Origin of the sequence: Kitasatospora sp. NPDC057965 (genome assembly GCF_042887135.1) — a bacterium.
Lineage (GTDB): Bacteria > Actinomycetota > Actinomycetes > Streptomycetales > Streptomycetaceae > Kitasatospora.
The window spans coordinates 1-22,912 of sequence record NZ_JBHVPZ010000032.1; the positions used below are offsets into that span (position 1 = coordinate 1).

Sequence of the window (22,912 nt, forward strand, 5' to 3'; positions counted from 1 at the left end):
CTCCAACCCCAGAGAATCTGAGGCCGGGGATGTCAACATATCTGGCGTTGACTTTTGGCACGCTGTTGAGTTCTCAAGGAACGGACGCTTCCTTCGAGCCGCCTTCCAGCGGGCCCTCCGGGCGCTTCGTTCTTTCGTGTTTCCAGCTTATCAGACGTTTTCCGCTCCGTTTTCCGGAGTTTCATTCATCGGACTTCGCTTTCCGCTTGTCCCCGCTCTCTCGCGGCGACTCCGGAACTGTACGGGGACGGGGCCGCCACATGCAAATCGCCCCCGCCCGGTGGTGCGGGCGGGGGCGATCGGCGAGCTCACACGTGCTGCTCAGCGGACCTCGGTGATCTCCGGGCCGCGGGCGAACGGGTCCAGCGCGGTGTTGCCGAAGCGGTTCTCACCCTCGCCGGTGGCCGCGACGGCGCCGCCGCCGTCGGCGACCATCTGCGCGTCCTCCGGGAGCTTCAGCACGATCGGATCGCGGGGCGCCATCGGGGTCTCGCCGCGGACGACGACCGTCTGCCGGAAGACCTGCTCCAGGATCCCACCCATCTCGGGCTGGACGGCGGCCTGGCCGGAGATCACGCCGCGGAGGAACCAGCGCGGGCCGTCGCAGCCGACGAAGCGCACCAGCTGCACGCCCTGCGTGCCGTCCGGCAGCTGCACCGGGACCTGCGCGCGGAGGTGCCAGCCGAGCGGGCCCTCCTCCTCCTCGACGATGCCGCCCTGCGCGGTGATGCCGCTGCCGATCTCCTCGCGGACCTCCCCCCAGATGCCCTCGGACTTGGGGGCCGCGAAGGCCTGCAGCTGGATGGCGCTGTTGCCGAGGACCAGGGTGGCGGCCACGATCGCGTCGCCGGCCACCTCCACCCGGAGTTCCATGCCCTCGACACCGGGGACCAGCAGGCCCCCGAGGTCGACGCGGCCCTCCTCCGGGTTCTCCAGCTCGGAGTGGTCCCACGGCCCGTCCGGACGCGGGGCCGGCGGCAGGCCGACCCGGTCCGCCGGGTCCAGCTCGGTCACGTTCTCGCTCTCGGCGGAACCTTCGACGTCATCGGCCGTCTCGTCGGCGCTGATGGCGTCGTCGGCGAGCTGCTCGACAGCGTCCTCGCTCTTCTGGCGACGACGGAACACGGTCACTGTCCTTCCCGGTCCAAGACCGATGCGAATACCTGCTCGGCTTCCTGCGAGGCCGCGGGCAGCCTAGACCGCGGCGTGGCCGCCGGTCGACCCGAACCCGCCCTCGGCGCGTGCCGACCCAGGCAGCTCGGCCACCTCGTGGAAGCGGGCCTTCTCGACCTGCTGGATCACCAGCTGGGCGATCCGGTCCCCTCGGCGGAAGCTGACGCCCTCGCGCGGGTCCAGATTGACGACGATCACCTTGATCTCTCCACGGTACCCGGCATCGACCGTCCCTGGGGCGTTCACCAGAGCAACGCCGCAACGAGCTGCCAGTCCCGAGCGGGGGTGGACGAACGCGGCGTAGCCGTCGGGCAACGCGATGGCGACGCCGGTGGGCAGCACGGCCCGCTCGCCGGGGGCCAGCTCGGCGTCGACGGTGGTCCGCAGGTCGGCGCCGGCGTCGCCGGGCTGCGCGTACGCGGGCAGCGGCAGCTCGGGGTCGATCCGCCGGATCAGGACGTCCAGGGGCTCGCGGGGGGTGGTGCTCAAGGGTTCACCTCAAAGGCTCGGGCGCGCTTCATCAGGTCGGGGTCGTCGAGGACCTTCTCGATGTCCTCGGGTCGACCGTGCTTGGTGAAGTGTTCCAGCTTCACCTGGACGAAGAGTGCCTGCGCGCGCACCGCGACCGGCCCGTCGGGGCCGCCGATCCGTGCCTCGGCGGCGCTGTAGATCTTCCGGCCGTGCACACCGGTGACCCAGGCGCGCAGGTGCAGGGTGGAGCCGACCGGTACCGGGGAGAGGAAGTCGGTCTCCAGCCGACCGGTGACGGCGGGGGCGTGCAGCAGCCAGTTGAGCGTTCCCAGGGTCTCGTCCATGGCGGTGGTCAGCAGGCCGCCGTGGGCCAGGCCCGGGCCGCCCTGGTGCTCCGGGCGGACGGTGAACTCGGCGGTGACGTCGAGGCCCTCGCCGGCCACCGCCTCGATCCGCAGGCCGCCGGGGTGCTGCGGGCCGCAGCCGAAGCAGTGCTCGTAGTGGGAGCCGAGCCGGGTGCCGGGGGCGGGGGCCTCGGGGGCGCGCGGCGGGAGGACGGCCTCCGGCGGCGGCGTGGTGGGGGTCGTGGGGGCGGCGGGCGCGGTGGGGGCAGTCGAACCGGTCACGGCGCCCCACCCTACCGAGCGGTAGCCGGGCCCCGGACGGGGGTTGCGTCCGGGCGCCGCCGTCATGGCGCCCACAATGGAGGGCATGTACGACGAACGCCTCACCGTGCCGCGCTCCTGGTGGCTGTTCCCGGTCGTGATCGGCCTCACCCTCGCGCTGATCCTGCTGCGCCTCAGCGCGGTGGGCGCGCTGGTCGGGCTGGTGGTCGGCATCGCCGCCGGCGCCGCCGCGATCAGCAGTTACGGCTCGGCCCGGATCCGGGTGGTCCAGGGCTCGCTGGTGGCCGGCCCGGCCCGGATCCCGGTGGACGCCCTCGGCGCCGCTCAGGCGCTGGGCCCGGCGGACGCCGCCGCCTGGCGCGGGCCGAAGGCCGACCCGCGGGCCTTCATGCTGCTGCGCAGCTACGTGCCGACCGCGCTGCGGGTCGAGGTGAGCGACCCGGCGGACCCGACGCCGTACCTCTATCTCTCGACCCGCTCGCCGATGAAGCTGGCGGAGGCCCTGGACGAGGCCCGCCGCAACGCCCGCACCTGAGGCCCGGCCGGGCAACGGGCCCGGGCGGGGCAGGACGGGACGGAGCAGGAGACGACCGAACGGAAAGGGACGGTACCGCCTGGGCGGTACCGTCCCTTCGCGTTTCCTGGAAACGCTTTCCATCCGACCGTATGACTGGTGCGTCCGTCACGACGGACGCCGGAGCTGCCGTCCGGCCCCGCTGCCCGGGGCCGGAAGGGGCGTCGCACCGGTCTCGCGAACACCGCGAGGCCCGAGTCATGACCGCCCTGGATCTCAGGCGCCGCAGTCCCGGCAGATCGGGTTGCCGTTCTTCTCGCTGTACAGCTGGCTGCGGTGGTGGACCAGGAAGCAGCTCATGCAGGTGAACTCGTCGGCCTGCCGCGGCAGCACCCGGACGGAGAGCTCCTCGTTCGAGAGGTCTGCGCCGGGGAGCTCCATGCCCTCGGCCGCCTCGAACTCGTCGACGTCGACCGAGCTGCCGCCCTTGTCGTTCCTACGGGCCTTGAGCTCCTCGATGCTGTCCTCGTTGAGCTCGTCATCGGTCTTGCGTGGGGTGTCGTAGTCGGTAGCCATATTTCGCTCTCCCCCTCCGGGTTGTGCGGTGTGTGCGGTATCTCCAGCGCACGTAACGCATGGGGGGTCGGTCTTGTGCCCGACCCGAGGCGGAGATTTTGCCTTACTTCAAGCCCCGTTACTCAATCGACACTCAGCCAGGGGTCCGTTGGGGTGATCCACTCGGGCGTTCGGGGCTTCACGCAGGGCCATCGTCGCGGGGTGCGAGTGACCACATGCTGGACACGCTCCGTAAGCGAAGCTCCTCGGCGCGCCCGCCAATTCCCTTGCCCACCTGGGCGGGAGGCGAACCCTCCGACTCGCCTCCGATCGCCGTTCCGCTCACGGACGGCGATCGGAGGGGCCGATGGCATGATCACTCTCCGGCGTCGCCCGATCCCGTGGAGCGACACGGTGTGAGCTTGCTCACGTTCACCGCCACCCCGGGCAAACCGTGGAAAATCCGCCCAAGCTCCTATGCCTGCTGCCGGGCCGCGCGGCGGGCCAGCAGCGCCGCCTGCCGCTCGTCGAACTTGGCCGCCTGGGCCTCCAGCCCGTCGAGGAAGAGGCCCAGCTCCTGCTGGGCCCGCACGCCGTCCGGGCCGAGGCCGTCCAGCTCCATGATCTTGAGGTGGCGCAGCACCGGCTGCAGCACGTCGTCGTGGTGGATGCGCAGGTTGTAGACGCCGCCGAGGGCGATCTGGGCGGCGGCCCGCTCGAAGCCGGGGATGCCGTGGCCGGGCATCCGGAAGTTGGTCACCACGTCGGTGACGGCGCGCATGGCCTGGTCCGGGGCGATCTCCAGGGCGGCCTTCAGCAGGTTCCGGTAGAAGACCATGTGCAGGTTCTCGTCGTTGGCGATCTTCGCGAGGAGCTGGTCCGCCAGCGGGCAGCCCGCGGAGTGGCCGGTGTTGCGGTGCGCGATGCGGGTGGCGAGCTCCTGGAAGGCCACGTAGGCGACCGACTGCAGCATGCTGTGCGCGTTGTCGGACGAGAAGCCGTCCGACATGTGGGCCATCCGGGCCCGCTCCAGCTCGTTCGGGTCGACGGCCCGGGTGGTGAGCAGGTAGTCGCGAATGGCTATGCCGTGCCGGCCCTCCTCCGCGGTCCAGCGGTGGACCCACTCCCCCCAGGCGCCCTCGCGGCCGAACATGGTCGCGATCTCGTGGTGGTAGCTGGGGAGGTTGTCCTCGGTGAGCAGGTTGACCACGAGCGAGACCCGGCCGAGCGGGGTCACCTTGGACTGTCCGAGCTCCCAGGCCTCGCCGCCCAGCACGCCGTCGAAGTCGCGGCCCTGGCTCCACGGGACGTACTCGTGCGGCATCCAGTCCTTGGCGACCTTGAGGTGCCGGTCGAGCTCCTTCTCGACGACCTCTTCCAGGGCCAGGATCAGCCGCGTGTCGGTCCAGGCGCTCGAACCGAGCGAGGTGCTGCGCTGCGCGGGGGCGATGGTCACGGGGCTGGCTCCTGGGGGACGGGCACGCGCGGTACGGGCGCGTTGGACGGGTACGCCGGAGTCCGTTCGGACGGCACTTACGGTCGCGTAGGTTACGACACCGTAAGTTGCCCGGGCCGGAAATGACAAGCCGCCCCCGCCAGGCCTTATGTCGTCTTGACGGGCCTGGCGGGGGCGGCTGGAAACGGTCGGCGCACGGACTTCGCTCACCCGGACGGCGCAACGGCCCCGCCATGGCCCCGAGAAGGGCCGTGACGGGGCCGCGGAGGCCCGGGGAGCACCCGCCCGGAGGGGAGGGCGCCCGGTGTGTCGGGAGGCCGGTCACCCGGCCGGGATGCGGACCCGCATGGTGAGGCCGCCGCCGGCGCGCGGGGTGGCCTCGATGGTGCCGTTGTGGGCGCGGACCACCGAGCGGACGATCGAGAGGCCGAGGCCGACCCCCTTGTCGCTGCGGGTCCGGTCGGCGCCCTTGACCCGGCGGAACGGCTCGAAGATGTGCTCCAGCTCGTAGCCGGGCACCACCGGGCCGGTGTTGGAGACCACCAGCTCACCGCCGCCGGGCACCGGGGCGGTGGTGATCTCGACCCAGCCGTCCGGGGCGTTGTAGCGCACGGCGTTCTGCAGCAGGTTGAGCGCGATCCGCTCCAGCAGGACGCCGTTGCCGGAGACCGTCGCCGGGTGCAGCGAGGCGCGCAGGTCGACCTCGCGCCGGGCGGCCTCCGCCCGGGTCTGCTCCAGGGCCCGGGTGGCGACCTCGGAGAACTCCACCGGGCGGCGGTCGGTCAGCTCGTTGTCGCTGCGGGCGAGCAGCAGCAGGCCCTCGACCAGCTGCTCGCTGCGCTCGTTGGTGGCCAGCAGGGTCTTTCCGAGCTGCTGGAGGTCGGGCGAGGCCTGCGGATCGGAGAGCTGGACCTCCAGCAAGGTGCGGTTGATCGCCAGCGGGGTGCGCAGCTCGTGCGAGGCGTTGGCGACGAAGCGGCGCTGGGAGTCGAAGGAGCGGTCGAGGCGCTCCAGCATGTCGTCGAAGGTGTCGGCCAGCTCCTTGAGCTCGTCGTCCGGGCCGTCCAGCTCGATCCGCCGGTGCAGGTCGGAGGAGGCCACCTCGCGGGCGGTGCGGGTGATCCGGCCGAGCGGGCGCAGCACCCGGCCGGCCATCGCGTAGCCGGCCGCGAAGGCGATCACGGCGAGGCAGACCAGCATGGTGAGCGACTTGCGCAGCAGGGTGTTGAGCGCGCTGTCCGACTTCAGGGTGTGCATGTTGGCGAGGTACTGGTTGAACTGGTCGGTGCTCATCCAGGCGCCGTTCACCCGGGCGCCCGAGGGCCCGAAGTCGAAGGGCGGCGGCTGGACGTCCCGCAGGGCCTGCTTGACGAACACGTACATCAGCAGCAGCAGCACCACGCCGGCCATCAGGAACATCCCGCCGTAGAGCAGGGTGAGCCGGATCCGGATGGTGGGGCGGAACGGCAGCCAGGCGAGCATTCCGTCGCCGGGCACGTAGGTGTCGTGCGAGGAGTGCAGCCGGGGGGCCCGCGGCGGGTGGGCGGGCTTGGGCGGTACGGGCCGATTGGGCACGGCGCGCCCGCCGGTGGGCGCGCCGGAGGGCCCGCCGGCGGAGGGCGGGGTGGTCATGATGGTCCTCTCGGGGCGTCCGCCGGGGCGGGCGCGTGGGTGGGGGCCGGTTCCTGGCGGGACCGCGGGTTCCGTTCGGAGCCGCGGGGTCCGGTCAGATCCGGTAGCCGGAACCCGGGACGGTGACGATCACCGGCGGGTCGCCGAGCTTGCGGCGCAGCGTCATCACGGTGACGCGCACGACGTTGGTGAACGGGTCGGTGTGCTCGTCCCAGGCCTTCTCCAGCAGCTGCTCGGCGGAGACGACGGCGCCGCCGGCCCGCATCAGCACCTCCAGGACGGCGAACTCCTTGGGGGCGAGCTGGACGGGTCGGCCGTCGCGGATCACCTCGCGGCGGCCGGGGTCGAGCGAGATGCCGGCCCGTTCCAGGACGGGGGGCAGCGGGACGGTCGCGCGGCGGCCCAGGGCGCGGACCCGGGCGACGAGTTCGCTGAAGGCGAACGGCTTCGGAAGGTAGTCGTCCGCTCCGATCTCCAGGCCCTCGACCCGGTCGCTGATGTCGCCGGAGGCCGTCAGCATGATCACCCGGGTGGCCAGGCCCTGGTCGACCACACTGCGGCAGACGTCGTCACCGTGGACCAGCGGCAGGTCGCGGTCGAGCACGACCACGTCGTAGTCGTTGACCGCGATGCGCTGGAGCGCGGCCTCCCCGTCGTAGACCACGTCGACGGCCATCGCCTCGCGGCGCAGACCGGTGGCCACTGCCTCGGCGAGCAGCTGCTCGTCCTCGACGACGAGAACCCGCACGGTGGTTGTCCCTTCTTCAGGCCGGCCCGGGAAGCGGACGCACGGCTCCGACGCTGCCTCCATCCTGCCTGGTCCGGCGGTAAGGCAGCGATAAGCTGCCCCGGAGGCACGGCCGCCCGCGGGCGGCGCCGGGCGCGCGCGGGCGTGGTTCGCGGCGGAAGCAGTCCGGTTGGACTGTGACGCAGGCAACTTTCTTCCGTCCGGAGGTTTCCCGGCCCCCGGGGCGGGGAGGACATCCGCACACCCGCGATCCGGTTTCTGAGCCGATCGCACCCACCCGCCGTGCGTTCATCCGCGCCGGCCCTGGGGCAGGGGAGTCACCGGGAGCGGCCGAGGGCCGTCTCCGCGTCCGTCCGGAGAGGTACGCCACCCGGACCGGACGCTTCCGCTGGCCGCCGTCACCCCGGGGCGGGGGGCGCACGACCGTGCACGTCCGACACAGTAAGGGGGCCCGTATGGACGCCTTCACCGCCGGAATCCTGCAGCGCATCGCCAATGCCGAGCAGGACCTGCACCGCGCGATCGAGGCCGGGGACGAGTTCCTCGCCGAGGTGGAACAGTCCGAGCTGGACGATCTGCGCCGTCTCGCCGCCGAGCACGGCGTGGACACGGTGCTGGAGCGCCACCGCACCGCCGCCTGATCCCCAGTCCGACCCGTCGCCGGATCTCCGGCACCAGCGGCCCTGTGGGGGCCGTGCGAAACCCAGGCCCTGGCATCCCCCGTATGTCAGGGCTCTTCGTCGCCCGGAGAGTCGTCCAGTCATCCGCAAGGGGCCCGTTCCCGACCGCCGGTGCGGTCGGGAAACGGGCCCCTCGGTGTGTCCGGTCCGTGTGCGGGCTCAGTCCGCCCAGGCGTTCAGCGCGGCCAGCCGCTCCTGGAGCGGCTCGTAGACGCCGGGGGCGGCGGCCACGGTCAGCTCGCCGTCCGCGCCCCGCCCGGGGCGGCCGCCGACCAGGGCGCCGGCCTCGGCCGCGATCAGGCAGCCGGCCGCCCGGTCCCACGGGGCCAGCCCGCGCTCGTAGTAGCCGTCCAGCCGGCCGGCGGCGACGTCGCAGAGGTCCACGGCGGCGGCGCCGGCCCGGCGGATGTCGCGCACCTCGGACATCAGCCCGAGCACCACCTCGGCCTGCCGGACCCGCACCTCGCGGACGTAGGCGAAGCCGGTGCCGATCAGCGCCTGGCCCCACGGCGGGGCCGGGCGGACGGCGATCGCGCGGCCGTCGCGCCGGGCGCCGCGGCCGAGCACGGCCTGGAACAGCTCGCCGCGCGCCGGGGCGTACACGACCCCGACCACCGCGCGCCCGTCCAGCTCGGCGGCCACGCTGACCGCCCAGGACGGAAGTCCGTACAGGTAGTTGACGGTTCCGTCGAGCGGGTCGACGACCCAGCGCACACCACTGGTGCCGGGCCGCTCGGCGCCCTCCTCGCCCAGGTAGCCGTCCTCGGGCCGGCGGGCGGTGATCAGTTCCAGGACGAGCTTCTCGGAGGCCAGGTCCATCTCGGTGACCACGTCGACCGGGCTGCTCTTGGTGCCCGCGACACCGAGGTCGGCGGGCCGGCCCTCCAGCAGCAGGGTGCCGGCCCGGCGGGCGGCGTCCAGGGCGACGTCGAGCAGTTCGTCGAGCAGGGCGGGATCGGGCACGGCGGGGCTGGACACGGGGATCTCCTCCGGGGGCGGAACGGGTCAGCGCTCGGCGGCGGCCGGGCGGGGGGCGCGCGGGTTGGGGCAGCAGGCCACGGCGCAGACGTCGTGGCTGGGGCCGAGCGAACCGAGGGCGCAGCGGCTCACCGGCTCGCCGCGCTCGGCGGCGGCCCGCTCCAGGACGAGTTCGCGGACGGCGGCGGTGAACCGGGGGTCGGCGCCGACGGTCGCGGCCCGGGCGACCGGCAGGCCGAGCTCGGCGGCCTTGGCCGCCGCCTCGGTGTCCAGGTCGTACTTGACCTCCATGTGGTCGGAGACGAAGCCGATCGGGACCATCACCACGGCCGGGGCGCCGTCGGCCCGCTGGGCCTCCAGGTGGTCGCAGATGTCCGGCTCAAGCCAGGGGACGTGCGGGGCGCCGCTGCGGCTCTGGTACACCAGCTCCCACGGGCGGTCGGCGACGCCGGTGCGCTCGGCGACGGCCGCGGCGACCAGCCGGGCGACCTCCAGGTGCTGGGCGACGTAGGCGCCGCCGGGGCGGCCGCGGGCCGGATCGTCGGGGGCGCCGGAGGTCTCGGCCATGGTGTCCGGGATCGAGTGGGTGGTGAACGCCAGCCGCGCGCCGGCCCGGACCTCCTCGGGCAGCCGGCCCAGGGCGGCCAGGGTGGCGTCGATCATCGGCTCGACGAAGCCGGGGTGGTTGTAGAAGTGGCGCAGCATGTCGACCCGCGGCTCCGGCAGGCCCTCGGCGGCCAGCGCGGCCAGCGCGTCGGCGAGGTTCTCCCGGTACTGGCGGCAGCCGGAGTAGCCGGCGTAGGCGCTGGTGGCCAGCACGGCGATCCGGCGGTGGCCGTCGGCGACCATCCCGCGCAGGGTGTCGACCAGGTACGGCGCCCAGTTCCGGTTGCCCCAGTACACCGGCAGGTCGAGGCCGTGCCCGGCGAAGTCCTCGCGCAGCGCGGCCAGCAGTTCGCGGTTCTGCCCGTTGATCGGGCTGACGCCGCCGAACAGGAAGTAGTGCTTGCCGACCTCCTGGAGCCGTTCCCTGGGGATGCCGCGCCCGTGGGTGACGTTCTCCAGGAAGGGGACGACGTCCTCGGGGGCCTCGGGCCCGCCGAAGGAGAGCAGCAGCAGGGCGTCGTACGGGGCGGCGCCGGTGCGGGAGGTGTTGCGCGCGTCGGACATGGCTCCGATCCTGCCACTGTGGACAGGGGGGCCGGGCCCGGGCCGGCTCCGGGTGCCCGGAAAAATACCGTTTGCCAAGGTTCGTAGGCTGTCTTTGCCAGCAACGTTCCTTACCCCCTGCGGAGCCTCCCCCGTGCTGTCCAGCTACCGCCAGATCTTCGCCTCCCCCGGCAGTCTGGCCTTCTCCTCCACCGGGTTCATATCCCGGCTGCCGATCTCCATGACGGGCATCGGCATCGTCACGATGCTCTCCGAGCTGCGCGGCTCCTTCGGGGTCGCCGGTCTGGTCTCGGCGACGATGGCGGTGTCCGCGGCGATCCTCGGCCCGCAGGTGTCCCGGCTGGTGGACCGGCACGGGCAGCGCCGGATCGTCCTGCCGGCCACCGCGATCACCGTCGTGGCCGCGATCGGCCTGCTGCTGTCCGCCCGGTTCGAGGCGCCGGTCTGGACGCTCTTCGTGTTCGCCGCCGGGATGGGCGTGATGCCGAGCACCGGGGCGATGGTGCGGGCCCGCTGGGCGCACCTGTACCGGGAGGAGGCACCGAAGCTGCACACCGCCTACTCCTTCGAGGCGGTGGTCGACGAGATCTGCTTCATCGTCGGCCCGATCCTCTCGGTGACGCTGGCCACCGCGGTCTTCCCCGAGGCCGGCGTGCTGCTCGCCAGCGTGTTCCTGGCCGTGGGCGTGGCCCTGTTCGCCGCCCAGCGCTCCACCGAGCCGCCGGTCCATCCGGCCGCCCGCCACGCCGGCAGTCCGGTGATCCTCAACCGGGGCCTCCAGGTGCTGATCCTGACCTTCGTGTCCACCGGCGCGATCTTCGGCTCCGTCGAGGTGGTCACCGTCGCGTTCACCAAGGCGCAGGGCCACGGCGCCACCTCCGGTCCGATCCTGGCGCTCTGGGCGCTCGGTTCCTGTGTGGCCGGCGTGGTCTTCGGTGCCCTCAAGCCGAGGGGGTCGATGCCGGTGCGCTTCCTCGTCGGCGTGGTGTTCATGGCCGTCAGCATGGTCCCGCTGCTGCTGCTCGCCGAGACGGTGAACGGCGTCGGCGGCCTGGTGGCGGTCGGTGGCGCGCTGCTGATCGCCGGCATCGCCATCTCCCCCACCCTGATCACCGCGATGGCCGTGGTCGAGCGGCTGGTGCCGGCCGCCCAGCTGACCGAGGGCATGACCTGGACGACCACCGGGCTGGCGCTGGGTGTCGCGGTCGGCTCCTCGGCCGGCGGCTGGGTGGTCGACGCGTCCGGCGCGGCGGCCGGCTACTGGGTGCCGGTGGCCGCCGGGATCTTCGGCGTGCTGGCGGCGCTCGTCGGGCTCGCACGGCTGCGGGCCGGGCTGGCCGCCGGGGAGACCGTCGCGCGGAGTGCCCCGTCCTCGGCCGAAACCGTGGACCTCGAACGGTGACCTGACCTACTCTCCTCCCTACCCGTGGCCTACCCGCGGGTAGGGACCGAGGTGAGCCGACGCCGTTCGGCCACGGAGCAGGAGGCGCCGCAATGCCCCAGGCCAGTACCGCGACCCGCACCCGCTGGACCAACTGGGCGGGCAACCAGAGCGCCGCGCCCGCCCGGGTGGTCACCCCCGGCACCGCGGAGGAGCTGGCCAAGGAGATCCTGCGCGCCGGCGACCAGGGCCGGACCGTCAAGGCGGTCGGCTCGGGCCACTCCTTCACGGCGATCGCCTCCGCCGGGGACGGCGTGCTCGTCCGCCCGCACGCGCTGACCGCCGTGCGCGGGATCGACCGGGAGAACGGCACGGTCACCGTCGAGGCCGGACTGCCGCTGCACCGGCTCAACCGGCTGCTGGACGCGGCGGGCCTGTCGCTCACCAACATGGGTGACATCGAGGTGCAGACCGTGGCCGGCGCCACCAGCACCGGCACCCACGGCACCGGCCGGGACTCCGGCTCGCTCGCCGCCCAGATCCGCGGCCTGGAGATCGTGCTCGCCGACGGCAGCATCCGGCGCTGCTCCCCCACCGAGGACCCGCGGCTCTTCGAGGCCGCCCGGCTCGGCCTCGGCGCGCTGGGCGTGATCACCGCGCTCACCCTCGGCGTCGAGCCGGCCTTCCTGCTCACCGCGCACGAGCAGCCGATGCGCTTCGACGAGGTGCTGGAGCGGCTGGACGACCTCACCGCGGTCAACGAGCACTTCGAGTTCTACTGGTTCCCGCACACCGACCGCTGCTCCACCAAGCGGAACAACCGCAGCCAGGGCCCGGCCGCGCCGCTGCCCCGGTTCAAGGAGTGGCTGGAGGACGACTTCCTCTCCAACACCGTCTGGGAGGGCGCCTGCCGGGTGGGCCGCCGGTTCCCCGGTTCGGTGCCGGCCATCGCCTCGCTGGCCAGCCGCGCCTGGTCGGACCGCAGCTACACCGACACCGCGTACAAGGTGTTCACCAGCCCGCGCAAGGTGCGCTTCGTCGAGATGGAGTACGCGGTGCCGCGCGCGGCGGCCGGTGAGGTGCTGCGCGAGCTGCGGGCGATGGTCGAGCGCTCCGGCTGGCGGATCAGCTTCCCGGTCGAAGTGCGGTTCGCCCCGGCCGACGAGGTCTGGCTCTCCACCGCGCACGGCCGGGACACCGTCTACATCGCCGTCCACCTCTACCGGGGCACCGCCGAGCAGGGGTACTTCACGGCGGTCGAGCGGCTGATGACCGAGCACCGGGGCCGCCCGCACTGGGGCAAGCTGCACACCCGGGACGCCGAGTACCTCGCCGGGGTGTACCCGCGCTTCGCGGAGTTCACCGCGCTGCGCGACGAGCTGGACCCGGACCGCCGCTTCGGCAACGACCACCTGCGCCGGGTGCTCGGCGCCTAGCCTTCCGCCCCGCCGGGAGCGGCCGGGGCGGCCGGAGCGGCGGGGGCGGCGGGCGGTTCGACGGCGGTGGTCGGGGCCGGGGGCTTCGGGGTGGCGCCGCCGTACGGCTTCGCGGAGGCGGCCCCGTCCCCGGCCGGCGCGGAGGGCGCGGTGGACGCGGGGGGCGTGGACGGGGCGGACGGCTCGCCGCCGGGGCGCGCGGAGGGCTTCGCGGACGGCTCCGTTCCCGCCCCCGACCCTGAACTGGAACCGGCCGACGGGGAGGCGGACGGCTCGCCGCCCTCCGCACCCGGGCGCGGGTCGGGGCTCGGCCGCCCGGAGGCGCCGCCGTCCCGGCCGGCCGACGGCGAGGGCACCGAGGCGGGCCCGGAGGACGGCGCGTCACCCGGTGGGACGGTCGGTTTCCGGTCGACCCGGCCACCGATCGAGGTACCGGTGCCCGACCCGCCCTTGACGGTCGCCGACACCGGCTGCCCGGTCGCCACCTCGAAGGCGAGGATCGGCACCATCGCGAGGGTGAAGACCAGCGCCGAGACCGCCGCGTACGACTTCCAGGTCCATCGCCGACGCGCCCGGACCACCTGCGGCGTGTTCCACTCCGCGGAGGGCGGCGGCTCCACGCCCGGAACCGGCTCCGGCGCCTGCCGCAGTCCGTTCGCCAACTGCCCCGGCCCGGCGGTCCGGTCCACGGCGCCGCGCAGCTGTTCACCGGTGCGTTTGAAGACGTGCTGGAACACCGCACTGCCGGTGGTGGCGCCGATGCTCACCACCGCCGCGCCGAGAATGGTTCCGTAGACCCCGAGTTCGGACGCGAGCACCGCCCCCACCACGGTGGCCAGTGCGCTGGCGGCGACCTGAGCCACACTCAGATCAATTCGCCTGCGACCTTCCTCGGCTCCGTCCGGGGCGGGCTTCACCTGCGGCATCAACATCCCTCAAGTCAGTACGACTGTCCTTCGAACAAGTCACTCCATCTTGCACAAAGAAGGACACAAGGGTCGAAAATGCGGTTCTGCGCGGGAGATATATGTGAAGATGATCACCGTTCACCGGCCGATCCTCGGCCATTGGGGTCGCGTGCTCTTGAGATTCCCGTGAATCGCGGGAGACTTGAGCGGCGAGCCGCCCCTTTGGATGCCACGAATGGAGTACTGTTCGTAAAGCCTGAGGCCCGGGTCGACTTGTCGACTGCCCATCAACCGGCAGCTCGACGAAGAGCTACGGCACAGGCACGCACGGCGACGCCCGTCCCGGACCGTCGCGACACTCCGCGTGCGAGGACGGCCGGGACACCCAGGCGCGACGCCGACGGATGGCGTGGCAAAAAGGCAACCGTGCCACAGCGACGTGGACGGGCGTGAGCCCGACACGCCGGGGAACTCAGCAAGGTTGTGGCCAGTCGCGAGTGGGCAGGCCACACTCAGTACGGGAGCAGCGACGCAGGTGACGTCGGCAGGCACCACCCGGGAGGTAACCGTGCCCGAACTGCGGGTTGTGGCCGTCAGCAACGACGGCACACGGCTGGTGCTCAAGGCTGCCGACAGCACGGAGTACACCCTTCCCATCGATGAGCGGCTGCGCGCCGCCATCCGTGGTGACCGGCCGCGCCTCGGCCAGATCGAGATCGAGGTCGAGAGCCACCTCCGCCCCCGGGACATCCAGGCGCGGATACGAGCCGGTGCCTCCGCCGAGGAGGTCGCGCAGGCGGCCGGCATCTCCGTCGACCGGGTCCGCCGCTTCGAGGGTCCGGTGCTGGCCGAGCGCGCCTTCATGGCCGAGCGGGCCCGCAAGACCGCGATCCGCCGGCACGGCGAGGCCCCCGGCCCGCAGCTGGGCGAGGCGGTGGCCGAGCGGCTGGCGCTGCGCGGCGCGGAGAAGGAGACCGAGCGCTGGGACTCCTGGCGGCGCGACGACGGCACCTGGGAGGTCATCCTCTCCTACCGGGCCGACGGCGAGGGCCGCAGCGCGTCCTGGACGTACGACCCGCCCCGGCGGCTGGTCCAGCCGAACGACGACGAGGCCCGGGCGCTGATCGGTGAATCGGTCGAGCGCGAGGAGGAGTCGGTCTTCCCGTTCATCCCGCGGATCGCCCGGCTCCCCCAGGACCGGCCGCCGCGCCCGATGATCGACCGGCCGTCGGCGGACCGCATCATGTCGGCCCGTGAGGTCCGGGAGTCCCGCGAGGCGACGGCCGAGTCCCGCGACTCGCTGACCAGCCTGCTGGACGTGGTGCCCGCCTTCCGCGGCGACCTCGCGGTCGGCGCGCCGCCGCCGATCGAGCCGGTGCCCGCCGAGGTGGCCGAGGAGGCGGAGGAGCCGGCGGCCGCCGCCCCGGCGGTCGGCGCGGGCTCGGCGTACGCGGACATCCTGATGCCGCGCGCGGTCGCTCCGCACCGGGACCGGCTGGTCGGCACCACCGACCGGCAGGCCGAGGCGGACGGCGTCCGGCCCGGGCGCCGGGCCACCGTGCCGAGCTGGGACGAGATCGTCTTCGGCAGCCGGCGCAAGAAGCAGGAGTAGTCGCACGAACGGAGGGGCGGACGGCCGTGGCCGTCCGCCCCTCCGGTGTGTCCGGGATCAGCCCGGCTGGTCGGTGACGGCGACCGGGCGGCTCCCGTCGCTCGACCACTCGCTCCAGGACCCCGGGTAGAGGGTGGCCGGCAGGCCGGCGACCGCGAGGGCCAGGATCTGGTGGGCGGCCGTCACCCCGGAACCGCAGTAGACGGCGGTCTCCCGCTCGCCCGCGCCCAGCGCCCGGAAGCGGGCGGCGAGTTCGGCGGCGGGCCGGAAGCGGCCGTCCGGGCCGACGTTCTCGGTGGTCGGCGCGGAGAGCGCGCCCGGGATGTGGCCGGCCCGCGGATCGATCGGCTCGGTCTCGCCCCGGTAGCGCTCCCCCGCCCGGGCGTCCAGCAGCAGCGCCTCCCGGGCCCAGACCGCGGCGCCGTCCGCGTCGGTCACCGGCAGCTGCCCCGGCACCGGCTTGAAGTCGCCGTCCTCGGCGGGCGGCACCTCGGTGACGACCGGCAGTCCGGCCTCCCGCCAGGCCGCGAAGCCGCCGTCCAGCACCCGGACGTCCGGGTGGCCGGCCCAGCGCAGCAGCCACCAGGCGCGGGCGGCGGCCATCGCGGTGGCACCGTCGTAGACCACCACCGGGCGGTCGGCCGAGACGCCGGAACGGCGCAGCGCGGCGCCGAACTCCTCCGGGTCGGGCAGCGGGTGGCGGCCGCCGCGCCCGGGCGAGCCGGCCGGGGCCGCGAGGTCGGTGTCGAGGGCCACGAAGTGCGCGCCGGGCAGGTGGCCGGCGGTGTAGTCCTCGATGCCGGGCGGGCCGCCGAGTTGCCAGCGCACGTCGAGCAGGACCGGCGGGCGGGCGGAGGCGAGCGCCTCCCGCAGCCCGGTCACCGACACCAGCGGGGAGTCATCGTGAGTGGTGGTCATGGCGGACATTCTGGCGCAGGGCGACCGCACCGGTGCTCTTTGTGCGGTCTTTGCCGGACTTTCCGCGCGGCCCGAGGGTTCGACGCGCGCCACGGTGGAAGCATCACCCTCACTGCGCCGTTTCGTGCGCCGTCCGCCCCCTGAGGAGACCTGTCATGTCCGCGCTGACACTCCGGCTGGCCCAGGGCACCCCGTGCTGGGTCAGCCTGATGACCGACGATCTGCCCGGAGCCCGGGCGTTCTACGGCGAACTGCTCGGATGGACGTTCACCCCGGGGCCGGCGCAGCTCGGCACGTACGTACGGGCCCGGCTCGGCGAGGAGCCGGTGGCCGGGCTCGGGGTGTCCTCGGTGACCGGCTTCCCGGTGCAGTGGACCACCTACTTCGCCGTGGACAGCGCGGACCGCTCGGCCCAGCTGGTGCGGGAGTGCGGAGGGACGGTCGCGGTCGGGCCGCTGCAGGCGGAACGGGCCGGGCGGCTGGCCATCGCGGCGGACGTTTCGGGGGCGGTCTTCGGACTCTGGCAGGGCGAGGAGCACCTCGGCCGGGAGGCCGGCCCCGAGCCGGGCGGGCCGGCCTGGGCCGAGCTGCTCACCCCGGACCCGGACGGCGCGGCGGTCTTCTACCGCGCGGTGCTCGGGGTGCCGGTCGCGGAGGCCGACGGCGGGTCGGCGCTGCTGGTCGGCGGCCGGGCGGTGGCCGGGATCCGGCGGGACGCCGAGCTGCGCGGCCACCCGCCGCGCTGGCGCACCCACTTCGCGGTCACCGACGTGGAGCTGACGGCGCGTCGGGCGGTGGAGCTGGGCGGCCGGGTGCTGGTGGAGCCGCAGCCGACGCCGCAGGGCCGCGCGGCCCGGCTGGCCGACCCGCGCGGCGGGCACTTCTCGGTGCTGGAGACGAGCTAGCGACTCTCCGCCTCAGACCTGCTGGTCCTCGAAGGGGAGGACGTCCGGGGAGAGCACGGCGGCGCGGGCGGTGGCGGCGGTGAGCCGGCGGCGGTGGTGGCGGCGGCAGAGCACCTCGTAGCCGACCTCGTCCTGGCGCACCGAGATGTCGCCGATCACCACCTGCGCGCCCTCGACCACCATCACCCCGCCGACGGTACGGGCGTTGTGGGTGGCCCGGGCGCCGCACCAGCAGAGCGCCTCCACCTGGAGCACCTCGACCCGGTCGGCGAGTTCGATCAGCCGCTGCGAGCCCGGGAAGAGCCGGGTGCGGAAGTCGGTGGTGATGCCGAAGGTGTAGACGTCGATGTCGAGTTCGTCGACGACCCGGGCGAGCTGGTCGATCTGGCCGGGGGTGAAGAACTGGGCCTCGTCGCAGATCAGGTAGTCGACCCGGCCGCCGGCCGAGAGCCGGTGCACCACATGGGCGTGGAAGTCGAAGTCGTCGCCCACCTCGACCGCGTCGGCGCGCAGGCCGAGGCGGCTGGAGATGGTGGCCGCGCCGGCCCGGTCGTCGCGGGTGAGGATGATCCCCTGCCGGCCGCGGGCGGCGTGGTTGTGGTCCATCTGGAGCGCGAGCGTCGACTTGCCGCAGTCCATCGTGCCGGAGAAGAACACCAGTTCAGCCATGGGTGGTGCAAAGGCCTTTCACATCAAGGGAGTTCAGTGGCGAAATTCGAGCAGCGGCACGTACTGCTCGACCGGGGTCATCGAACCGTGCAGGCCGATCATCGCGGACTCGCCGGGCTCGTTGCGGGAGGCGGTGATCGCGATGTCGTCGCGGGCGGCGGCGACCACGTCGCCGATCCGGTGGTAGACCCGGTCGTCCACGGCGGGGCCGAACCAGCCGGCCTCGATCGCCTGGTCGCGGGTGGCCACCCACATCCGGTCGCCGAGCACCTCGCTCCAGACCGTGTGCACGTCGGCGGCGGCGCCGGGGACGGCGTAGACGTGGCGGGCCCGGCCCTCGCCGCCGAGCAGGGCGACGCCGGCCCCGAGCTCCCAGTCCTCGTCGAAGTCGATCCGGTCCTCGGGGGCGATGTCGATCATGCCGTGGTCGGCGGTGACGTACATCACCGAGCGCGGGGGCAGCTGCTCGGCCAGTCGGCGGGCCAGCCGGTCGACCGCGTCCAGGGTCATCCGCCACTCGTCGGAGTCCACGCCGAAGCGGTGGCCCGCGCCGTCCAGTTCGCTGACGTAGGTGTAGACGAGCGCGCGGTCGTGCTCGGCCAGCCAGGCGGCGGCGCGGTCCATCCGCTCCTCGCCGGTGGTGCGGCCGAGGAAGGTGCCGCCGGAGAGCGCCACCCGGGTGAGCGGGGTCTGGGCGAACAGCGGGGAGGAGACCTGGGCGGTGGCCACCCCGGCGGCGTCGACCCGCTCGAAGACCGTCGGGTACGGCTGCCAGCTGCCCGGGTCGGTGTGCGGCTGCCAGCGGAGCTGGTTCATCAGGTGGCCGGCGCCGGGCACCGCCACCGTGTAGCCGGCCAGGCCGTGCAGGCCGGGCGGGGTGCCGGTGCCGACCGAGGCCAGCGAGGTGGCGGTGGTGGACGGGAAGCCCGCGGTCAACGGCCGGCCGGTGCCGCCGAGCGAGCCGGCCGTCAACGAGGAGAGGAAGGGCGCGTACTCGGGGTGGCGCAGCAGCAGTTCCCAGCCGAGGCCGTCGACGAGGAAGACCACCGCGCGGTCGGCGGGCGCCAGCGGCAGCGCCGCCTCGAAGCCGGGTACGCCGAGGCCGGCCGCCACCGAGGGCAGCAGGTCGCAGAGCGAGCCGGTGCCGTAGGGGGGCGCGGGGGCGGTGGCGGGGTCGAGGAGCTCGAAGGCGTCGTGGCCGTCGGGGGCGAAGGGCATGGTGGCGGAGGTGGCTTCCTGGCTGGCCGGTACGGTCCGGGCGGGTGGGGGCGGCGTCCGGACGGCGCGGGTCGGTACGTGGCGGCGGGGTGTGACGGCGGTACCGGACCGCGGCACCGTACTACGGAGCCGGACGGCGGGGCTGGACGGCGGCGCGGATCAGACCCGGGGGCCGTTGGTGATGGTCGCCTCGGACAGGGCGCGGGCGAAGACCAGGGCCTGGGCGACCGTCTCCGGGCCGTCGCCGGCCTCGCTGACCCGCAGCGACAGGTCGTCGGCGGTGGCCGAGCCGGTGTAGCCGTGGTCCGCCTCGCAGTTGGGGTCGGAGCAGCCGGCCGGTTCGAGGTCGAGGCGCTGGACGGCGCCCCAGCCGATGGTCAGCACCACCTCGCGGGGCAGCGTGCCCGGGGTGTAGGTCTCCGGGTTGGCGACCATCCGGCTCACCACCACGGAGTTGATCCGGTCCAGCCGGACGCTCTCGGTGGAGGTGGTGGCCAGCGGGACGGCGGGGCTGCCGGCGTCACCGGTCTGCTCGTCGGTGTGGCTCACCACGAAGCGGGTCGGGGTCAGCACCAGCACGGTGACGTGCCGGCGGACCTCGTTGGCGTCGAAGGTCGTCTCCTGGTGCACCAGGTAGGAGGTGATCGGCTCGGGACCCACCGCGGACTCCACCGCCTCGGACACCAGGGCCGGGTAGTAGCCGCTGCGCTCGATCGCGGAACGCAGGTCCTGCGTGGTGGTGGTACCGGTCTTCGCCATAACTCCATCCTGGCATGGTCCGCCGACGAAGCGGGCGGCGCGGCGCCGAGCTTCGGACAACGGCGCCCGCGGTCCGGACGCAACCAAGGAAGGTTACAGCGTGCTCATGGCGCGCGGGCCCAGATCGCTGCGGACCGGCAGGGGTGCGATCCGTACGCGCGCCCCCAGGATCGCCAGTCCGTGCGGGGCGACGACCACCGGTTCGAGATCCACCGAGGCAACCTCCGGGAGGTCGTCGACCAGCCGGGACACCCGCAGCAGGACCTCCTCCAGGGCGTCGGTGTCGACCGCCTCGGCGCCGCGCCAGCCGAACAGCAGCGGCGCCGCCCGGACCTCGCGGACCAGCGAGGCGACGTCCTGGTCGGTGGCCGGAACCAGCCGGTGGGCGACGTCGCCGAGCAGTTCGGCGGGGGCGCCGGCGAGGCCGAAGGAGAGGATCGCGCCGACCGCCGGGTCGACGGTGGCGCCGATCACCGTGTCCACCCCGCGCGGGGCGAGCCGCTGGACCACCAGTTCGGCCCCGGCGGCGCCGCCGAGCAGGGCGTCCAGCTCCTGGTGGGCGCGGCGCAGGCCGGGCTCGCCGGTCAGGTCGAGCCGGACGCTGCCGAGGTCGGGGCGGTGGCGCAGGTGCGGGGCGGTGGCCTTGAGCGCGACGGGGTAGCCGAGGGTGGCGGCGGCGCGCACCGCGCTCTCCTCGTCGGGGGCGGGCAGGGTCGGCGAGACGTCGACGCCGTAGCGGGCGAGCAGGGCGGCGGCGTCGGCGTCGGGCAGGGTGATCCGGGCGCCGCCGGGCTGGGTGCGGGCGGCCACCGCCGCGCGGGTGGAGAGCGCGGCCTCCACCAGGGCGCGGGCGCCGGCCTCGTCGATCCGGTCGAGTTCGGGGACCCGGGCGGTCTCCTCGGCGGCGGCCATCCGGTGGCGCCAGTCGGCGTAGTGGACGGCGTGGGCGAGGGCGCGCACGGCCCGTTCGGGCGCCGGGTAGGCGGGTATGCCGCCGGGACGCAGCCGGCCGGGCAGGTCGGTGAGCGCCAGGTGGGCGAGGAGCAGCGGCTTGCCGGCGGCGCGGGCGCGCTCGCCGGCGTCCAGCAGGGCGGCGGCGATCTCCGGGTCGTCGGAGCCGAGCTCGGGGTCGTCGGGGCCGGTGAGCCGGCCGCCCATGAAGTCGTGGGCGGAGGTGCCGATCGGCGGGATGGCGACGGCGATCACCGCGTCCACCCCGGGGTCGCCGAGCGCGGTGTCCAGGGCGATCCGGAAGTTCTCGCCGGTGGCGGCGGTGGTGAGGTCGACGGGGGTGCGCGGGCGCAGGCCGGCGGAGAGGCAGGCGTCGTGGGTGAGCAGGCCGAGGGAGTCGGAGTTGCCGATCACGGCGACCCGGTCGCCGGGCGGCAGCGGCTGCAGGGCGAGCAGTTCGCCGGTGTCGTACAGCTCGGTGATGGTCTCCACCCGGGTGACGCCGGCCTGCTGGAAGAGGGCGTCGACGGTGGCGTCCTTGAGGCCGGTGGCGGTGGCCGGGACGGCGTGGCCGGGCGGCAGGCTGCCGGTGTGGCGGGCGCCCTTGACCACGACGACCGGCTTGGCCTGGGCGAGCCGGCGGGCGATCCGGGTGAACTTGCGGGGGTTGCCGAAGGACTCCAGGTAGAGCAGGACGACGTCGGTGGCCGGGTCCTCGGCCCAGTACTGGAGGAAGTCGTTGCCGGAGACGTCGGCGCGGTTGCCGACCGAGGCGAAGGAGGAGATGCCGAGGCCGCGCCGGTGGGCGGCCTCCAGCAGGGCGACGCCGATCGCGCCGGACTGGCAGAAGACGCCGAAGCCGCCGCGGGCGGGCAGCACCGGGGCGAGCGAGGCGTTGAGCGGCCGCTCGGGGTCGGTGGAGATCAGGCCGAAGGCGTTGGGGCCGATCACCCGCATGCCGGCCGCGCGGGCCTGGCGGACCAGGGCGCGCTGGCGGTCACGGCCCTCGGGGCCGGTCTCGGCGTAGCCGGCGGAAACCACCACCAGGCCCTGGACGCCGTGCGCGCCGCACTCGGCGACCGCTTCGGGGACGGCGGAGGCGGGCACGGCGATCACCGCGAGGTCGACCGGGCCGGGGACGTCCAGGATCGAGCGGTGCACCGGGAGGCCGTCCAGCTCGGTGCCGGGCGGGGCGTTGCGGTTGACCGCGTGCACCGGGCGCTCGTCGCCGGCGAAGCCGGTGAGCAGGTCGCGCAGCAGGGCCCGGCCGACGGTCTGCGGGCGGCGGGAGGCGCCGATCACCGCCACCGAGCGCGGGGTGAGCAGCCGCTGGACGGAGCGGGCCTCGGCCCGGTGCTCGCGGGCCCGCATGACGGCGAGCGAGGCGGCGGTGGGTTCGAGGTCGAACTCCAGGTGGACGACGCCGTCGGCGAAGCTGCGGCGCTGGACGTAGCCGGCGTCGGTGAAGACCTTCACCATCTTGCGGTTCTCCGGCAGCACCTCGGCCTGGAAGCGGCGGATGCCGCGCTCCTGGGCGACGGCGGCGATGTGCTCCAGCAGCGCGGAGGCGACGCCGCGGCCCTGGTGGGCGTCCTGGACCAGGAAGGCGACCTCGGCGTCGGTGCCGGTCTCGGAGGGGCGCCCGTCGTGGTCGATCCGGTCGTAGCGGACGGTGGCGATGAAGCGGTCGCGGACGACGACGGCGAGGCCGACCCGGTTGACGAAGTCGTGGTGGGTGAAGCGGCGGACGTCCTTGTCGGAGAGCCGCGGGTAGGGCGCGAAGAAGCGGAAGTACTTGGACTGGTCGGAGACCTGTTCGTAGAACTCGACCAGCCGGCCGGCGTCGGCGGGGGTGATCGGCCGGATCCGGGCCGTGCCGCCGTCACGCAGCAGGATGTCGGCCTCCCAGTGCTGGGGGTACTCCGGCTCGGATCGCGCTACCGCAGAGTCGTCCACGACCGTCAGGTTATCCGGCGGCGAGCCGAATGGCGCCGGGCGTGCGTTCCCGGCAGGGTGGACGCAGCGTGGACAGGGCCGCTGAACGGGGATTATGCGCCGTTTATGGCCCTGAAAGAAACAATCACAACTCCCGAACGCAGCGGTTCGCGGGCGGGGGCTGCGTGCAACACTGGTCTAGACAACACGTCCGTTT

21 protein-coding genes are annotated in these 22,912 nt (G+C 73.8%); 6 read left to right on the top strand and 15 right to left on the bottom strand.

The annotated features are described in order from the left end of the window. Positions 1-321: 321 nt before the first annotated feature. From ACFVVU_RS31770 to ACFVVU_RS31780, 3 genes are all read right to left on the bottom strand, one after another. Positions 322-1,125, bottom strand: a complete 804-nt coding sequence (locus tag ACFVVU_RS31770; RefSeq protein ID WP_387793645.1) for a DUF3710 domain-containing protein — start codon at positions 1,123-1,125, stop codon at positions 322-324. A 69-nt stretch (positions 1,126-1,194) separates the two neighbouring features. Then, entirely contained in the window at positions 1,195-1,662 is a 468-nt protein-coding gene (dut, locus tag ACFVVU_RS31775) for a dUTP diphosphatase (protein WP_380686934.1), read from the bottom strand. Then, a complete protein-coding gene (locus ACFVVU_RS31780; protein WP_380686932.1) occupies positions 1,659-2,270 on the bottom strand; it encodes a PaaI family thioesterase in 612 nt (203 codons plus the stop codon). The genes dut and ACFVVU_RS31780 overlap by 4 nt, the downstream gene beginning before the upstream one ends. 85 nt (positions 2,271-2,355) lie before the next feature. On the opposite strand from ACFVVU_RS31780, the gene ACFVVU_RS31785 reads away from it, so the two are divergent. Then, positions 2,356-2,805: a DUF3093 domain-containing protein gene (locus tag ACFVVU_RS31785; RefSeq protein ID WP_380686930.1), complete on the top strand. Its 450-nt coding sequence runs from the start codon at positions 2,356-2,358 to the stop codon at positions 2,803-2,805. A gap of 255 nt (positions 2,806-3,060) precedes the next feature. On the opposite strand, the gene ACFVVU_RS31790 is transcribed toward ACFVVU_RS31785, so the two are convergent. The 4 genes from ACFVVU_RS31790 to ACFVVU_RS31805 form a co-directional block, all read right to left on the bottom strand. After that, complete coding sequence (locus ACFVVU_RS31790; protein WP_327681335.1) at positions 3,061-3,360, bottom strand: DUF4193 domain-containing protein; 300 nt, start codon at positions 3,358-3,360, stop codon at positions 3,061-3,063. 454 nt (positions 3,361-3,814) lie between these two features. Further along, a complete protein-coding gene (locus ACFVVU_RS31795) occupies positions 3,815-4,795 on the bottom strand; it encodes an acyl-ACP desaturase (protein ID WP_380686928.1) in 981 nt (326 codons plus the stop codon). Positions 4,796-5,116: 321 nt separating this feature from the next. Continuing rightward, on the bottom strand, positions 5,117-6,427 hold the full coding sequence (locus tag ACFVVU_RS31800) for a sensor histidine kinase (RefSeq protein WP_380686926.1): 1,311 nt from the start codon (positions 6,425-6,427) through the stop codon (positions 5,117-5,119). Between the two features lie 94 nt (positions 6,428-6,521). Continuing rightward, complete coding sequence (locus ACFVVU_RS31805) at positions 6,522-7,175, bottom strand: response regulator transcription factor (protein ID WP_148642660.1); 654 nt, start codon at positions 7,173-7,175, stop codon at positions 6,522-6,524. Positions 7,176-7,630: 455 nt separating this feature from the next. Here ACFVVU_RS31805 and ACFVVU_RS31810 point away from each other — a divergent pair, with 455 nt between their 5' ends. After that, positions 7,631-7,816 carry a hypothetical protein gene (locus ACFVVU_RS31810; protein ID WP_030301315.1) on the top strand — a complete coding sequence of 62 codons (186 nt, stop codon included), beginning with the start codon at positions 7,631-7,633 and terminating at the stop codon, positions 7,814-7,816. 198 nt (positions 7,817-8,014) lie between these two features. On the opposite strand, the gene ACFVVU_RS31815 is transcribed toward ACFVVU_RS31810, so the two are convergent. After that, a complete protein-coding gene (locus ACFVVU_RS31815; protein ID WP_380687153.1) occupies positions 8,015-8,818 on the bottom strand; it encodes an inositol monophosphatase family protein in 804 nt (267 codons plus the stop codon). A 42-nt stretch (positions 8,819-8,860) separates the two neighbouring features. Further along, positions 8,861-10,003 (bottom strand): ferrochelatase, encoded by a 1,143-nt coding sequence (locus ACFVVU_RS31820; protein ID WP_387793646.1) that lies wholly within the window; start codon positions 10,001-10,003, stop codon positions 8,861-8,863. A gap of 133 nt (positions 10,004-10,136) precedes the next feature. Between ACFVVU_RS31820 and ACFVVU_RS31825 the strand changes: the two genes are divergently transcribed. Both ACFVVU_RS31825 and ACFVVU_RS31830 read left to right on the top strand, forming a co-directional pair. After that, positions 10,137-11,405 carry an MFS transporter gene (locus ACFVVU_RS31825; protein WP_387793647.1) on the top strand — a complete coding sequence of 423 codons (1,269 nt, stop codon included), beginning with the start codon at positions 10,137-10,139 and terminating at the stop codon, positions 11,403-11,405. A 92-nt stretch (positions 11,406-11,497) separates the two neighbouring features. Beyond that, entirely contained in the window at positions 11,498-12,820 is a 1,323-nt protein-coding gene (locus ACFVVU_RS31830; protein WP_387793648.1) for a D-arabinono-1,4-lactone oxidase, read from the top strand. Here ACFVVU_RS31830 and ACFVVU_RS31835 read toward each other — a convergent pair. Continuing rightward, positions 12,817-13,683 (bottom strand): hypothetical protein, encoded by an 867-nt coding sequence (locus ACFVVU_RS31835; protein ID WP_387793649.1) that lies wholly within the window; start codon positions 13,681-13,683, stop codon positions 12,817-12,819. The genes ACFVVU_RS31830 and ACFVVU_RS31835 overlap by 4 nt on opposite strands. 580 nt (positions 13,684-14,263) lie before the next feature. On the opposite strand from ACFVVU_RS31835, the gene sepH reads away from it, so the two are divergent. Next, positions 14,264-15,340: a septation protein SepH gene (gene sepH / locus ACFVVU_RS31840; RefSeq protein ID WP_380687143.1), complete on the top strand. Its 1,077-nt coding sequence runs from the start codon at positions 14,264-14,266 to the stop codon at positions 15,338-15,340. Positions 15,341-15,397: 57 nt separating this feature from the next. Here sepH and ACFVVU_RS31845 read toward each other — a convergent pair whose 3' ends face one another. Next, the gene (locus ACFVVU_RS31845) at positions 15,398-16,258 is read right to left on the bottom strand and encodes a sulfurtransferase (protein ID WP_387793650.1); all 861 of its coding nucleotides are present in this window, start codon (positions 16,256-16,258) and stop codon (positions 15,398-15,400) included. Between the two features lie 155 nt (positions 16,259-16,413). Here ACFVVU_RS31845 and ACFVVU_RS31850 point away from each other — a divergent pair, with 155 nt between their 5' ends. Next, positions 16,414-17,163 (top strand): VOC family protein, encoded by a 750-nt coding sequence (locus tag ACFVVU_RS31850; protein WP_387793651.1) that lies wholly within the window; start codon positions 16,414-16,416, stop codon positions 17,161-17,163. Positions 17,164-17,175: 12 nt separating this feature from the next. Here ACFVVU_RS31850 and ACFVVU_RS31855 read toward each other — a convergent pair whose 3' ends face one another. The 4 genes from ACFVVU_RS31855 to ACFVVU_RS31870 all read right to left on the bottom strand — a co-directional run bounded on the left by ACFVVU_RS31855 (position 17,176) and on the right by ACFVVU_RS31870 (position 22,716). Further along, positions 17,176-17,832: a thymidine kinase gene (locus ACFVVU_RS31855; RefSeq protein ID WP_380686681.1), complete on the bottom strand. Its 657-nt coding sequence runs from the start codon at positions 17,830-17,832 to the stop codon at positions 17,176-17,178. Positions 17,833-17,865: 33 nt separating this feature from the next. Further along, the gene (locus ACFVVU_RS31860; protein WP_380686683.1) at positions 17,866-19,050 is read right to left on the bottom strand and encodes an alkaline phosphatase family protein; all 1,185 of its coding nucleotides are present in this window, start codon (positions 19,048-19,050) and stop codon (positions 17,866-17,868) included. A 159-nt stretch (positions 19,051-19,209) separates the two neighbouring features. After that, complete coding sequence (locus tag ACFVVU_RS31865; protein ID WP_355364902.1) at positions 19,210-19,809, bottom strand: DUF5998 family protein; 600 nt, start codon at positions 19,807-19,809, stop codon at positions 19,210-19,212. A 93-nt stretch (positions 19,810-19,902) separates the two neighbouring features. Then, on the bottom strand, positions 19,903-22,716 hold the full coding sequence (locus ACFVVU_RS31870) for a GNAT family N-acetyltransferase (protein ID WP_387793652.1): 2,814 nt from the start codon (positions 22,714-22,716) through the stop codon (positions 19,903-19,905). Between the last annotated feature and the right edge of the window lie 196 nt (positions 22,717-22,912).

What these genes read in the sequence shown, in the direction of transcription:
- ACFVVU_RS31785 (WP_380686930.1), top strand. Translation starts at nt 2,356, where the DNA reads ATGTACGACGAACGCCTCACCGTGCCGCGCTCCTGGTGGCTGTTCCCG.
- ACFVVU_RS31790 (WP_327681335.1), bottom strand. Translation starts at nt 3,360, where the DNA reads ATGGCTACCGACTACGACACCCCACGCAAGACCGATGACGAGCTCAAC.
- ACFVVU_RS31800 (WP_380686926.1), bottom strand. Translation starts at nt 6,427, where the DNA reads ATGACCACCCCGCCCTCCGCCGGCGGGCCCTCCGGCGCGCCCACCGGC.
- ACFVVU_RS31810 (WP_030301315.1), top strand. Translation starts at nt 7,631, where the DNA reads ATGGACGCCTTCACCGCCGGAATCCTGCAGCGCATCGCCAATGCCGAG.
- ACFVVU_RS31820 (WP_387793646.1), bottom strand. Translation starts at nt 10,003, where the DNA reads ATGTCCGACGCGCGCAACACCTCCCGCACCGGCGCCGCCCCGTACGAC.
- ACFVVU_RS31830 (WP_387793648.1), top strand. Translation starts at nt 11,498, where the DNA reads ATGCCCCAGGCCAGTACCGCGACCCGCACCCGCTGGACCAACTGGGCG.
- ACFVVU_RS31845 (WP_387793650.1), bottom strand. Translation starts at nt 16,258, where the DNA reads ATGACCACCACTCACGATGACTCCCCGCTGGTGTCGGTGACCGGGCTG.
- ACFVVU_RS31850 (WP_387793651.1), top strand. Translation starts at nt 16,414, where the DNA reads ATGTCCGCGCTGACACTCCGGCTGGCCCAGGGCACCCCGTGCTGGGTC.
- ACFVVU_RS31855 (WP_380686681.1), bottom strand. Translation starts at nt 17,832, where the DNA reads ATGGCTGAACTGGTGTTCTTCTCCGGCACGATGGACTGCGGCAAGTCG.
- ACFVVU_RS31860 (WP_380686683.1), bottom strand. Translation starts at nt 19,050, where the DNA reads ATGCCCTTCGCCCCCGACGGCCACGACGCCTTCGAGCTCCTCGACCCC.
- ACFVVU_RS31865 (WP_355364902.1), bottom strand. Translation starts at nt 19,809, where the DNA reads ATGGCGAAGACCGGTACCACCACCACGCAGGACCTGCGTTCCGCGATC.